Origin of the sequence: Pseudomonas sp. Y39-6 (genome assembly GCF_023651955.1) — a bacterium.
Taxonomy (GTDB): Bacteria; Pseudomonadota; Gammaproteobacteria; order Pseudomonadales; family Pseudomonadaceae; genus Aquipseudomonas; species Aquipseudomonas veronii.
The window spans coordinates 4841373-4854113 of the sequence record NZ_CP069594.1; the positions used below are offsets into that span (position 1 = coordinate 4841373).

Annotated in this window: 10 protein-coding genes, 2 rRNA genes and 1 riboswitch; of the genes, 6 read left to right on the plus strand and 6 right to left on the minus strand. The window is 61.0% G+C overall.

Features of this window, described 5'->3' with window-relative positions:
• Positions 1–10 precede the first annotated feature (10 nt).
• Positions 11–1402 (plus strand): aldehyde dehydrogenase family protein, encoded by a 1392-nt coding sequence (locus JN756_RS21975; RefSeq protein ID WP_201021347.1) that lies wholly within the window; start codon positions 11–13, stop codon positions 1400–1402.
• Positions 1403–1456: 54 nt separating this feature from the next.
• Here the strand turns inward: JN756_RS21975 and JN756_RS21980 are convergent, their stop codons facing one another.
• Both JN756_RS21980 and JN756_RS21985 read right to left on the minus strand, forming a co-directional pair.
• Positions 1457–1762, minus strand: a complete 306-nt coding sequence (locus tag JN756_RS21980; protein ID WP_017847723.1) for a protealysin inhibitor emfourin — start codon at positions 1760–1762, stop codon at positions 1457–1459.
• Positions 1763–1790: 28 nt separating this feature from the next.
• Positions 1791–2852, minus strand: coding sequence for a M4 family metallopeptidase (locus tag JN756_RS21985; protein ID WP_057005690.1), 1062 nt, complete (start codon positions 2850–2852; stop codon positions 1791–1793).
• Positions 2853–2986: 134 nt separating this feature from the next.
• Here JN756_RS21985 and JN756_RS21990 point away from each other — a divergent pair, with 134 nt between their 5' ends.
• The 4 genes from JN756_RS21990 (at position 2987) to JN756_RS22005 (ending at position 7036) form a co-directional block, all read left to right on the plus strand.
• Complete coding sequence (locus tag JN756_RS21990) at positions 2987–3916, plus strand: DNA/RNA non-specific endonuclease (RefSeq protein ID WP_201021348.1); 930 nt, start codon at positions 2987–2989, stop codon at positions 3914–3916.
• 35 nt (positions 3917–3951) lie between these two features.
• Positions 3952–4146: riboswitch (cobalamin riboswitch) on the plus strand.
• Between the two features lie 114 nt (positions 4147–4260).
• Positions 4261–5271 (plus strand): ABC transporter substrate-binding protein, encoded by a 1011-nt coding sequence (locus tag JN756_RS21995; protein WP_128192436.1) that lies wholly within the window; start codon positions 4261–4263, stop codon positions 5269–5271.
• Positions 5268–6272: a FecCD family ABC transporter permease gene (locus JN756_RS22000; RefSeq protein WP_046382622.1), complete on the plus strand. Its 1005-nt coding sequence runs from the start codon at positions 5268–5270 to the stop codon at positions 6270–6272. Before JN756_RS21995 ends, JN756_RS22000 begins: the two co-directional genes overlap by 4 nt.
• Positions 6269–7036 (plus strand): ABC transporter ATP-binding protein, encoded by a 768-nt coding sequence (locus JN756_RS22005; RefSeq protein WP_046382621.1) that lies wholly within the window; start codon positions 6269–6271, stop codon positions 7034–7036. Before JN756_RS22000 ends, JN756_RS22005 begins: the two co-directional genes overlap by 4 nt.
• 93 nt (positions 7037–7129) lie before the next feature.
• Here the strand turns inward: JN756_RS22005 and JN756_RS22010 are convergent, their stop codons facing one another.
• Positions 7130–7690: a nucleotidyltransferase family protein gene (locus tag JN756_RS22010; RefSeq protein ID WP_169864870.1), complete on the minus strand. Its 561-nt coding sequence runs from the start codon at positions 7688–7690 to the stop codon at positions 7130–7132.
• A 154-nt stretch (positions 7691–7844) separates the two neighbouring features.
• Here JN756_RS22010 and chrA point away from each other — a divergent pair, with 154 nt between their 5' ends.
• A complete protein-coding gene (chrA, locus tag JN756_RS22015; protein ID WP_079444397.1) occupies positions 7845–9053 on the plus strand; it encodes a chromate efflux transporter in 1209 nt (402 codons plus the stop codon).
• 54 nt (positions 9054–9107) lie between these two features.
• Here chrA and JN756_RS22020 read toward each other — a convergent pair whose 3' ends face one another.
• The 3 genes from JN756_RS22020 to JN756_RS22030 all read right to left on the minus strand — a co-directional run bounded on the left by JN756_RS22020 (position 9108) and on the right by JN756_RS22030 (position 12698).
• Positions 9108–9341, minus strand: a complete 234-nt coding sequence (locus tag JN756_RS22020) for a hypothetical protein (protein ID WP_017847731.1) — start codon at positions 9339–9341, stop codon at positions 9108–9110.
• A gap of 193 nt (positions 9342–9534) precedes the next feature.
• A 5S ribosomal RNA gene (rrf, locus tag JN756_RS22025) occupies positions 9535–9650 on the minus strand.
• Positions 9651–9806: 156 nt separating this feature from the next.
• Positions 9807–12698, minus strand: a 23S ribosomal RNA gene (locus JN756_RS22030).
• Between the last annotated feature and the right edge of the window lie 43 nt (positions 12699–12741).

Here is a 12741-nt window from a genome sequence, read left to right on the forward strand (position 1 = left end):
GGACGGTGCCATGAACGCTATCGCTCACCAGACCCACGCCCTCTCGATCAACCCCGCCACCGGCGAAACGGTCGGCAGTTACCCGTATGAAAACGAGAGCCAGCTGGACGCCACCCTCAACCGTGCGACCGCCGCTTTCCGCACCTGGCGCCGCCAGCCGCTCAGCCAGCGCGCAGAGCGGTTACAGGCCCTGGCCGGCGCGCTGCGTGAGCAAGCCGAAGCCATGGCGCAGATGATCACCCTGGAAATGGGCAAACCCATCGTCCAGGCCCGCGCCGAAATCGAGAAATGTGCGCAACTCAGCGAATGGTACGCCGCCCACGGTCCAGCCATGCTCGCCGCGGAACCGACGTTGGTGGACAACGGCAGCGCGCACATCGAATACCGCCCGCTGGGCCCGATCCTCGCGGTGATGCCGTGGAACTTCCCGGTCTGGCAAGTCCTGCGCGGCGCCGTGCCGACGCTGCTCGCCGGCAACACTTACGTGCTCAAACACGCACCGAACGTGATGGGCAGCGCCTACCTGATGAAAGCGGCGTTCCACAAAGCCGGCTTTGCCGAAGGCCTGTTCGAAGTGCTCAACGTGACCCAGGACGGCGTTTCCAAAGCCATCGCCGACCCACGCATCGCCGCCGTCACCCTCACCGGCAGCGTGCGCGCCGGTATGGCCATCGGCGCCCAGGCCGGTGCCGCGCTGAAGAAATGCGTGCTCGAACTGGGCGGCTGCGACCCGTTCATCGTGCTCAACGACGCCGACCTCAACGCCGCCGTCCAGGCCGCGGTGATCGGCCGCTTCCAGAACAGCGGCCAAGTCTGCGCCGCAGCCAAGCGCCTGATCATCGAAGCCGGCGTGGTGGACGCCTTCACCGCCAAGTTCGTCGAAGCCAGCCGCCAACTGGTGATGGGCGACCCGACCTCGACCCACACCTACGTCGGCCCGATGGCCCGCTTCGACCTGCGCGACGAACTGCACGGCCAGGTCCAGGCGACCCTGGCAGAAGGCGCGACCCTGCTGCTGGGCGGCGACAAAGTGCCCGGCGCCGGCAACTACTACGCACCGACCGTACTGGCCGACGTCACCGACCAGATGACCTCGTTCAAACAAGAGCTGTTCGGCCCCGTCGCCTCCATCATCAGCGCCCGCGACGCCGATCACGCCGTGGCCCTGGCCAACGACAGCGAGTTCGGCCTGACCGCGAGCATCTTCACCCGCGACTCGGCGAAAGCACGCGAGATCGCCGACCAGCTGGAAACCGGCGGGATCTTCGTCAACGCCTTCAGCGTGTCCGACCCGCGGGTGGCGTTTGGCGGCGTGAAGAAAAGCGGCTTTGGGCGGGAGTTGTCGCACTTTGGCGTGCGGGAATTCTGCAATGCGCAGACGGTGTGGCTGGATCGCAAATAATCCACAGCAACCCCTGTGGCAAGGGAGCGTGATCCCGCGGGCTGCGCAGCAGGCTCAGCAGCGGATATGCCGGCGCACGCACTGCACCAGCCCGTCCAGCGCCTCTGACTTCACTGGCGCGAGCACACAGACAGTGTGCTCGCGTTCACCTTCGGTCACGGTCAGGGTGTAATGCACCTGGCCTGGATTACCGGGTTCCGGCGCGGTGCTTTGCGGCAACTGAAAGAAGTGTGAAGCCTCGATCAGTTGCCGCAACTCTTGCTGGTCAGCCTCGGGCAGCGTCTCCAGTTCCACGGTGTTCGGTCGGGCCAGGCCCGGGAAAAACGCGGGTCCCCCAATTTCCTTGATCGAAATTTGCATGGCTGTTCCTCACCGCCCAGGCGGGTTGTCAGACGTTAATGCCCACTGCTTTCCAGCCTTCCTTCACCGCCTTGTGCTCGGCCTTGCCAGCACCGTACAGCCGACCGGCAATGTCGTAGGTGATGCGCGCGAAACGCAGGAACCCCGCGTTCGGCCGCAACCGCGCATCGCGTAGCGCGTCATACCAGATACGCCCTGCGCGCTCCCAGGCAAACCCGCCGATCTTCGTGGCTACCTGATAGAACGCATGGTTGGGAATACCGGAATTGATATGCACCCCGCCGTTGTCCTCATAGGTCTGCACGAAATCGTCCATATGCCCCGGCTGAGGGTCCTTGCCCAGCAGCTTGTCATCGAACGCGGTGCCCGGCGCTTTCATCGAGCGCAACGCAGTGCCTTTGATTTTCTTGGTAAACAACCCTTTGCCGATCAACCAATCCGCATCTTGCGCCGTTTGCTGCAGCGCGTACTGCTTGATCAGTGAGCCGAACACGTCGGACAGCGACTCGTTCAACGCACCGGATTGATTGAAATACATCAGCTTGGCCTCATCCTCGGTCACACCGTGGGCCAACTCATGGCCAATGACATCAAGGGCTATCGTGAAACGGTTGAATAGTTGCTGATCGCCATCACCAAACACCATCTGGCTCGAGTTCCAGAATGCATTGTTGTAGTTCTGGCCAAAATGAACGGTCGCGTCCAACGCCATACCGGCGTCGTCAATCGAGTTGCGGTCGAAGACCTGATCGAAAAAATCGAATGTGGCGCCCAACCCATCGTAGGCCTCGTCCACCGCCACATCACCACTGACGGGCTGCCCTTCGCCACGGATCAACTTGCCCGGCAGGCTATCGGCGCCCTCGGCGCTGTAGATCGAACGCCGTTTTTCGGCGCCCATGGGCAGGGCCATGTGGGCAGCCCCTTTGGCGGGTACGGCAACCATGCGCAACGAACGGAACGTGCTGTCTTTGGCGCGTGTGCGTAACGCGACTTCCCGTTGCGCTTTATCGCCGTTGCGGGCGATCTGGTCGAGCATGTATGGCGGGATCAGGCAGAAAATCGGGTTGCGATGCTGGCGAACACACATTGGCTGGCTCCATTTTGGCGTGGGGTGAACGTCCGGGTAACCGTTCAAGAATAGTCCTGCCGTGGCGGCTTGGGCCAAATTGTCATGAAGCTATGCTGCAGTAGTGTTAATCCGAGGACTGCGAGGAACTTACAATGCCCCCACGCGCCACCAAAATCGACCTTTCGCACCGCCCTCGGCTCGCCGATCTGCGCCCGTTGCTCGCGGCCGGCCCCAGCCTCATGGAGGCCAGGGCGGCGACTGCGCGTGTCACCGCGGCCAAGGACCTGCAGGACCGGCGCGGCTACGCTGAAGCGTTTCTCGACCGCTTCGTGGTGCCATGGCCCACGGTGGATGAAGCCCTGCTGGCTGACGTACAGCCGCTGCGCCTGGACTACACGCATTTCTCAGTGACCATGTCGCGCTCGAGGCGACTGGCACTCTACGTGGGCGCCAATATCGATGGCGCACAGCATGTGGATATCATCCGCAGCAACGACGCCTGGGCCTACGACGGCCGCCTGCCCATCAGCGCACAGGTGGGCGACGCGCTCTACACCGACAATGGCCTGGACCGCGGTCACCTGGTGCGCCGACAGGACCCCAACTGGGGCGACGCGGCCAACACCGCCAATGCCGACACCTTCCACTTCACCAACTGCTCACCGCAGATGAGCGGGTTCAACCAGAAGACCTGGCTGGAACTCGAGGACTACATTCTCGATAACACACAACGCTGGAAAGCCCGGGCCACGGTGTTTACCGGCCCGGTGTTGGCGGACGACGACCGCGTCTACCGGGGCGTTAAAATCCCCAAAGCGTTCTGGAAAGTGGTCGCCTACCTCAGCGACGACGGCAAGCCCTGCGCCAGTGCCTACATGATCGACCAAAGCCGCGAGCTGGGTCAGCTCGACCTCATGTTCGGCCAGCTCAGAACCTACCAGCGCAGCGTGATTCAGATCGAACGCTTGACCGGTATCCGCTTCGCCAACCTGGCCGACTACGATGGTTTCAGCAATGAAGAGCGCGCCACGGGGACGCGAATTGAAGCGCTGATCCAGGGCCCTGAAGATATTCGTCTGTAACCGGGCGACCTAAGGCTATATCGCCCCGCCGTGATCGACTACCATACCGCGCCGGTTCCCAAACGGGACTAATAGGGAATCCGAAGCGCGGTACACCGCGCCAATCGGAACTGCCCCCGCAACTGTAGATGCCGAGCCCGCTCCCCCACTGCCACTGGACCCCGTCCGGGAAGGCCGGAGCGTGGCGACGACGCATCAGTCAGGAGACCTGCCGGCCCAGCAAAATCACTAACCGGCGGGGTGTCCGGGAAGGACATCCTTGCCTGCCTCACCCGCAGCGGTCGAGGGCGTGTTTCCGAACCGTACACCCCCTGTTCCAGGTACGGCTCCAAGGAGATTGCCCAATGCTGCCACGCGTTACCGCCCTGCTCACCGGCCTGGGCCTGTGTGCCCTGGCCCAAGCGGCCCCCACTCAGTACCCGCTGACAGTGGAGAACTGCGGCAGCAGCCTGACCTTCGCGCAAGCGCCCGCCCGCGCCGTGACCATCGGCCAGGCCGCCACCGAAATGCTCTATGCCCTCGGCGTGGGCGATAGAGTGGTCGGCACGTCGCTGTGGTTCAACAACGTGCTGCCACAGTTCAAGGCGCTGAACGACGGCATCGAACGCCTGGCCAATAACGAACCGAGCTTCGAGTCGGTGATCGCCAAGCGCCCGCAACTGGTGGCGGCCGAGCTGGAATGGGTGGTCGGCCCGCAAGGCGTGGTGGGCACCCGCGAGCAGTTTCATGAGTTGAAGATCCCCACCTACCTGCTGCCCTCCGACTGCGAAGCCAAGAACAACCGGGTGGGCGCCGACGGCACGCGGCTGGAGCCGTTCCGCATCGACACGATCTACAAGGGCATCCGCCAGTTGGCGGAGATTTTCGACGTGCAGGATCGCGGCCAGCAACTCAACGATGAACTCAAGGCACGCCTGGCCAAGTCCGTCGCCACCGTGCAAGGCAAGGGGCTCAAGCAGGCCAGCGCGCTGGTGTGGTTTTCCAGCGCCGAGATGGCCAGCGATCCCTACGTGGCCGGTCACAAGGGTGTCCCCGAATTCATGCTGCAAACGCTCGGCCTGCGCAACGTGGTGCAGTCCGATGAGGAATGGCCCGCCGTCGGCTGGGAAACCATCGCCAAGGCCAACCCCACCGTGCTGGTGATCGCCCGCATGGACCGCCGCCGCTACCCGGCCGACGATCATGCACAGAAGCTCGCCTTCCTGCGCAGCGACCCGGTGACGCGCAACATGGACGCGGTGAAACACAACCGCATCATCATCCTCGACGCCATGGCCCTGCAGGCCAGCGTGCGGACCTTCGAGGGTCTTGAACAACTGGCTGCGGCCATCGACGGCTACGACCTGCCGAGATGATACGAACCCTACTCGCCCTGGCATTGCTACTGATCGCCGTGCTCGCCGGCGTGGCCATCGGCGAAACCGCCATCGCGCCGCAGGTGGTGTTGCAGGTACTCGCCAACAAACTGTGGGCGGCCGGCTACGTACTGGACCCGATCGATGAAGGCGTGGTGTGGAACTACCGCCTGACCCGCGCCCTGGTCGCCGCCGCATGCGGGGCCGGGCTGGCCACCTGCGGGGTGATTTTGCAGTCGTTGTTGCGCAACCCCCTGGCCGATCCTTACCTGCTGGGCATCAGCGCCGGCGCTTCGACCGGCGCAGTCCTGGTGGTGCTGATGGGCGTCGGCGGCGGCTTGGTTTCGCTGTCGGTCGGTGCGTTCGGCGGGGCGATGGCGGCGTTTGCGCTGGTGGTATTGCTCGCACGGGCCAGCGGTTCGTCCAGCGGCACCGGGCAGATCATCCTCGCAGGCATTGCCGGCTCGCAGTTGTTCAATGCGCTCACCGCGTTCCTGATCACCAAGTCGGCCAGCTCCGAACAGGCGCGCGGCATTCTGTTCTGGCTGCTGGGCAACCTCAGCGGCGTGCGTTGGCCGTCGGTGTGGCTGGCGGTGCCGGTGGCGGTCGCCGGGTTGGCGGTGTGCCTGTGGCATCGTCGGGCGCTGGATGCGTTCACCTTCGGGCGCGACTCGGCGGCCTCCCTCGGCATCCCGGTACGCCGCGTGCAATGGGTGCTGGTGGGCTGCGCGGCATTGGTCACGGCGGTGATGGTGTCGATTGTCGGCTCCATTGGTTTTGTCGGGCTGGTGATTCCCCATGCCGCGCGCCTGCTGCTCGGCACCGGGCACTCGCGCCTGTTGCCGGCCAGCGCATTGGGCGGCGCGCTGTTTTTGATTGCAGCGGATGTACTGTCGCGCACCTTGATCAAGGGCCAGGTGATTCCGGTGGGCGTGGTCACTGCGCTGGTCGGCGCGCCGGTGTTTGCACTGATTCTGATCGGCCGGAGAAACCCTCGATGAGTGCGCCGGTATTGAGCTGCAGCGGGCTGGGCTTCAAGGTGCGGGAAGCCGAGTTGCTGCGGGATATCCACCTGGAGGTGGCGCCCGGCGAAACCCTCGGGATCGTCGGCCCGAACGGCTCGGGTAAATCCACCTTGCTCAAACTGTTGGCCGGGTTGCGTACCCCCGCTCATGGCGAAGTACGCCTGGGTGGCGAGCGCCTGGGCGAACTGCCCCGCCGCACCGTGGCACAACGTCTGGCCGTGGTGGAACAACAGGCCGACACCGACGATGCCATTCGGGTGTTCGACGCTGTCGCATTGGGCCGCACCCCGTGGCTGTCAGCGCTGAGCCCGTGGTCCGAGGCAGACGATCGCATCGTGCGCCAGGCGCTGCACGACGTGGACGCCATGCACTTGAGCAACCGCGCCTGGCGCAGCCTCTCCGGCGGTGAGCGCCAACGCGTACACATCGCCCGCGCCCTGGCGCAACGGCCACAGATTCTGGTGTTGGATGAGCCGACCAACCACCTGGATATTCAGCATCAACTGTCGATTCTCAAGGGCGTGCAGGCGTTACCCGTGACGACCCTGATCGCCCTGCACGATCTCAACCAGGCACTGACCTGTGATCGCCTGGCCGTGCTGGACCGCGGGCGTTTGGTGGCGCTGGGCAAGCCGCAGGACGTGCTGACGCCGCAGCGGCTGCAGGACACCTTCGGGGTGCAGGCGCACTACCTGACGGACCCGTTTGACGGGGCGCAGATTCTGCGACTGCGCGCTTAACGGCAACACCGTTCAAATGTCGGCGCTGTCGAGCCCGGCGAGGCGGCGATGGGATCAGCGCGCAGCACCTGCCGAACTGCCGCGTGCGCTGGGCTAATCCTCGACAATCCTCAGCCAAGGCCACCGCGCCTGATAGCTGCGCGCCTTCTGCGCAAACAACTCCGGCTCAGGATTGATCGGGTTGATCCTGAGCAGGCCCTGCTCCATATCAGTCAAACCAAACGGCGCATACACCTCGCCCGTCGCCACATCCAGCCCAATGCACGTCCCGGCCACCAGGTAACGATCAATCCCGGCGCGCGCGGAGTGCAGCTGCGGATACGGTCGGCCAAACCGCTGGCCATACCAAAGGTGAACGCGCGCCTGATTCTTCACTTCAATTTCTACATCCAAATCCTCGAACAGCCGCTGTGCAGCGCGAATGACCGCGTCTTCGGCCTCCCAGGAAAGGTCCGGGTCGAAGTAAAAAACGTCGTAGTCCTTTACCCCCTGGTCAGCAGGCAGATTCGACTGATGATTCCAAACAGCCTGGAACAGACAGCCCGCGGTCAGCATGCACTGGTTCACACCAAGGGCCGGCAGGCGCGCGGTGATCTCGGCGTTGATGGGGTTGGCCATGGCCAACTCGAGAAAGGTTTCGACGGTCAATGTCATGTTCAATCCTTTGCAGTGGGCACCTGTCCTGGGGAGCCAACAGTACAACAACGCGGGTTACGCTTTCACGTAACGGCCTCTTCTTCACGTCATCAAAATTCGCTAAGGTGCCTCGACACACCGCTCCCCTATTGCCCTCACCGAGACGCCGACCTTGGCCCATTCCCCGACTGATCGCCCCGCCAGCTCCTGGTCGGTGTTTCTGATTTTCCTGCGCTTGGGGCTCACCTCCTTCGGCGGCCCCGTCGCACACCTGGGTTACTTTCGCGACGAGTTCGTCACCCGGCGCCGCTGGCTGAGCGAGCGCAGTTATGGGGATTTGGTCGCGCTGTGCCAATTCCTGCCCGGCCCGGCCAGCAGCCAGGTAGGTATCGCGCTGGGCCTGTCGCGGGCTGGCTACGGTGGGGCGCTGGCGGCATGGTTGGGGTTTACGCTGCCGTCGGCCGTTGTGCTGATCCTGTTCGCCTTGGGCATTGCCCAGCACAGCACGGCGCTCCCGCCGGGTGCGCTGCATGGCCTTAAGGTGGTGGCCGTCGCCGTGGTCGCCCAAGCCGTGTGGGGCATGGCGCGCAATCTGTGTAGCGACGCCGCGCGCATCACCGTGATGCTGATCGCGGCGTGCGTGGCCCTGCTGCAAACCTCGGCGTGGGGCCAGGTCGCCGTGATTAGCGCGGCGGCGCTGGCGGGCCTGCTGCTGTTCAAGCCCACGCCACCGGCCGCGCACGATGCATTACCCGTGACGCTCAGCCGCCGCGCGGGGGCGATGTGGTTGTCGCTGTTTGTGCTGGTGTTGGCCGGCCTGCCGATCCTGGCCCAACTGATCCCCAATCAGGGCCTGGCGATGACCGACGCGTTCTACCGCAGCGGTTCGCTGGTGTTCGGCGGCGGCCACGTGGTGCTGCCACTGCTGCAGGCCGAAGTCGTGCCCACCGGCTGGGTGAGCAACGATGTCTTCCTCGCCGGCTATGGCGCCGCCCAGGCCATGCCCGGCCCCTTGTTCACCTTCGCCGCGTTCCTCGGCGCGTCGATGAGCCAGGCCCCGAGCGGCTGGCTCGGTGGCCTGCTCTGCCTGCTGGCCATCTTCGCCCCGTCGTTTTTACTGGTGCTGGGCGCACTGCCCTTCTGGGAAAGCCTGCGCCGCAGCCCGCGCACCCAGGCCGCCCTTGCGGGCGTGAACGCAGCGGTGGTGGGGCTGTTGCTGGCGGCGCTGTACCAGCCGGTATGGACCAGTGCGATCTTCAGCGCACGGGATTTCGGCCTGGCCCTGGTCGGCCTGGTGGCGTTGATGGTGTGGAAGCTGCCACCGTGGCTGGTGGTTGTCGGAAGCGGCGCGCTCGGATGGTTATTGAGTCTTGCCCTGTAACACGTCCACCGCGCCTTGCTGCTTGACCTGTCCGAAGACCTCGGCGGCTGACGACTAGCCCTTCAACTCACTCGCGCGATTGCTCGCCGCGTCGTCGTAAGCCACATACAACGACTCGGCGATTTGGCTCTTGATGGCTTTGGTGGACTCAAGGCCCAAGACAAAACCTTCGGCTTTGCCGCCGGCACGGTTGAGTTCTTCGTGGGTGGAGGCACCGGTGATGGCGTCGAGGAGTTTGGAGGCGTGAGGGCCGACACCTTTGGGAAGGGAGATTTGGTCGATGGTCATTGCGAAGCCTTTATGAAAAATGGACGGTAGCGCGTGGACCACTGCCGGGCTGGCATGGTAGACCTGTTTGTCGAGAAAGGGGCTGCTTTCGGCCCAAAACCGGACATCGAGTGTCTACAGATTCAGTGGCCCTTTCCGACCGCCCAAAACAAAACCCCTGTCTGCGCGAGCAAACAGGGGTTCTGGAATTTAATCTTGACGATGACCTACTCTCACATGGGGAAACCCCACACTACCATCGGCGATGCATCGTTTCACTGCTGAGTTCGGGATGGGATCAGGTGGTTCCAATGCTCTATGGTCGTCAAGAAATTCGGGTACTGAGTCGTGGCCAGCTGGCCTCGCTTCAGCAAATTGGGTATGTGATAGTTTTCGGTGTTTTGTAAGAGTCGAACTTTCGGTTCGTTTCGTCTTCACACACCGCAATCTGGCCTCTTTCGAGTTCGCAAATTGCTTGGGTGTTATATGGTCAAGCCTCACGGGCAATTAGTATTGGTTAGCTCAACGCCTCACAGCGCTTACACACCCAACCTATCAACGTCGTAGTCTTCGACGGCCCTTCAGGGGACTCAAGGTCCCAGTGAGATCTCATCTTGAGGCTAGTTTCCCGCTTAGATGCTTTCAGCGGTTATCTATTCCGAACATAGCTACCCGGCAATGCCACTGGCGTGACAACCGGAACACCAGAGGTTCGTCCACTCCGGTCCTCTCGTACTAGGAGCAGCCCCTCTCAAATCTCAAACGTCCACGGCAGATAGGGACCGAACTGTCTCACGACGTTCTAAACCCAGCTCGCGTACCACTTTAAATGGCGAACAGCCATACCCTTGGGACCGGCTTCAGCCCCAGGATGTGATGAGCCGACATCGAGGTGCCAAACACCGCCGTCGATATGAACTCTTGGGCGGTATCAGCCTGTTATCCCCGGAGTACCTTTTATCCGTTGAGCGATGGCCCTTCCATACAGAACCACCGGATCACTAAGACCTACTTTCGTACCTGCTCGACGTGTCTGTCTCGCAGTCAAGCGCGCTTTTGCCTTTATACTCTACGACCGATTTCCGACCGGTCTGAGCGCACCTTCGTACTCCTCCGTTACTCTTTAGGAGGAGACCGCCCCAGTCAAACTACCCACCATACACTGTCCTCGATCCGGATAACGGACCTGAGTTAGAACCTCAAAGTTGCCAGGGTGGTATTTCAAGGTTGGCTCCACGCGAACTGGCGTCCACGCTTCAAAGCCTCCCACCTATCCTACACAAGCAAATTCAAAGTCCAGTGCAAAGCTATAGTAAAGGTTCACGGGGTCTTTCCGTCTAGCCGCGGATACACTGCATCTTCACAGCGATTTCAATTTCACTGAGTCTCGGGTGGAGACAGCGCCGCCATCGTTACGCCATTCGTGCAGGTCGGAACTTACCCGACAAGGAATTTCGCTACCTTAGGACCGTTATAGTTACGGCCGCCGTTTACCGGGGCTTCGATCAAGAGCTTCGCGTTAGCTAACCCCATCAATTAACCTTCCGGCACCGGGCAGGCGTCACACCCTATACGTCCACTTTCGTGTTTGCAGAGTGCTGTGTTTTTAATAAACAGTCGCAGCGGCCTGGTATCTTCGACCGGCATGAGCTTACGGAGCAAGTCCTTCACCCTCACCGGCGCACCTTCTCCCGAAGTTACGGTGCCATTTTGCCTAGTTCCTTCACCCGAGTTCTCTCAAGCGCCTTGGTATTCTCTACCCAACCACCTGTGTCGGTTTGGGGTACGGTTCCTGGTTACCTGAAGCTTAGAAGCTTTTCTTGGAAGCATGGCATCAACCACTTCGTCATCTAAAAGATGACTCGTCATCAGCTCTCGGCCTTAGAATCCCGGATTTACCTAAGATTCCAGCCTACCACCTTAAACTTGGACAACCAACGCCAAGCTGGCCTAGCCTTCTCCGTCCCTCCATCGCAATAACCAGAAGTACAGGAATATTAACCTGTTTTCCATCGACTACGCTTTTCAGCCTCGCCTTAGGGACCGACTAACCCTGCGTCGATTAACGTTGCGCAGGAAACCTTGGTCTTTCGGCGTGGGTGTTTTTCACACCCATTATCGTTACTCATGTCAGCATTCGCACTTCTGATACCTCCAGCAAGCTTCTCAACTCACCTTCACAGGCTTACAGAACGCTCCTCTACCGCATCACTTACGTGATACCCGTAGCTTCGGTGTATGGTTTGAGCCCCGTTACATCTTCCGCGCAGGCCGACTCGACTAGTGAGCTATTACGCTTTCTTTAAAGGGTGGCTGCTTCTAAGCCAACCTCCTAGCTGTCTAAGCCTTCCCACATCGTTTCCCACTTAACCATAACTTTGGGACCTTAGCTGACGGTCTGGGTTGTTTCCCTTTTCACGACGGACGTTAGCACCCGCCGTGTGTCTCCCATGCTCGGCACTTGTAGGTATTCGGAGTTTGCATCGGTTTGGTAAGTCGGGATGACCCCCTAGCCGAAACAGTGCTCTACCCCCTACAGTGATACATGAGGCGCTACCTAAATAGCTTTCGAGGAGAACCAGCTATCTCCGAGCTTGATTAGCCTTTCACTCCGATCCACAGGTCATCCGCTAACTTTTCAACGGTAGTCGGTTCGGTCCTCCAGTTAGTGTTACCCAACCTTCAACCTGCCCATGGATAGATCGCCCGGTTTCGGGTCTATTCCCAGCGACTAGACGCCCTATTAAGACTCGCTTTCGCTACGCCTCCCCTATTCGGTTAAGCTCGCCACTGAAAATAAGTCGCTGACCCATTATACAAAAGGTACGCAGTCACCTAACAAAGTAGGCTCCCACTGCTTGTACGCATACGGTTTCAGGATCTATTTCACTCCCCTCTCCGGGGTTCTTTTCGCCTTTCCCTCACGGTACTAGTTCACTATCGGTCAGTCAGTAGTATTTAGCCTTGGAGGATGGTCCCCCCATATTCAGACAAAGTTTCTCGTGCTCCGTCCTACTCGATTTCATGACTAAGAGATTTTCGCGTACAGGGCTATCACCCACTATGGCCGCACTTTCCAGAGCGTTCCGCTAATCTCAAAGCCACTTAAGGGCTAGTCCCCGTTCGCTCGCCACTACTAAGGGAATCTCGGTTGATTTCTTTTCCTCAGGGTACTTAGATGTTTCAGTTCCCCTGGTTCGCCCCTTACACCTATGTATTCAGTGTAAGGTAACCATCTTATGATGGCTGGGTTCCCCCATTCAGACATCTCCGGATCAAAGTCTGTTTGCCGACTCCCCGAAGCTTTTCGCAGGCTACCACGTCTTTCATCGCCTCTGACTGCCAAGGCATCCACCGTATGCGCTTCTTCACTTGACCATATAACCCCAAGCAATCTGGTTATACTGTGAAGACGACATTC

Coding starts and splice junctions, on each gene's coding strand:
- JN756_RS21975 (WP_201021347.1), top strand. CDS start 11: ATGAACGCTATCGCTCACCAGACCCACGCCCTCTCGATCAACCCCGCC.
- JN756_RS21980 (WP_017847723.1), bottom strand. CDS start 1,762: ATGCAAATTTCGATCAAGGAAATTGGGGGACCCGCGTTTTTCCCGGGC.
- JN756_RS21985 (WP_057005690.1), bottom strand. CDS start 2,852: ATGTGTGTTCGCCAGCATCGCAACCCGATTTTCTGCCTGATCCCGCCA.
- JN756_RS21990 (WP_201021348.1), top strand. CDS start 2,987: ATGCCCCCACGCGCCACCAAAATCGACCTTTCGCACCGCCCTCGGCTC.
- JN756_RS21995 (WP_128192436.1), top strand. CDS start 4,261: ATGCTGCCACGCGTTACCGCCCTGCTCACCGGCCTGGGCCTGTGTGCC.
- JN756_RS22000 (WP_046382622.1), top strand. CDS start 5,268: ATGATACGAACCCTACTCGCCCTGGCATTGCTACTGATCGCCGTGCTC.
- JN756_RS22005 (WP_046382621.1), top strand. CDS start 6,269: ATGAGTGCGCCGGTATTGAGCTGCAGCGGGCTGGGCTTCAAGGTGCGG.
- JN756_RS22010 (WP_169864870.1), bottom strand. CDS start 7,690: ATGACATTGACCGTCGAAACCTTTCTCGAGTTGGCCATGGCCAACCCC.
- JN756_RS22020 (WP_017847731.1), bottom strand. CDS start 9,341: ATGACCATCGACCAAATCTCCCTTCCCAAAGGTGTCGGCCCTCACGCC.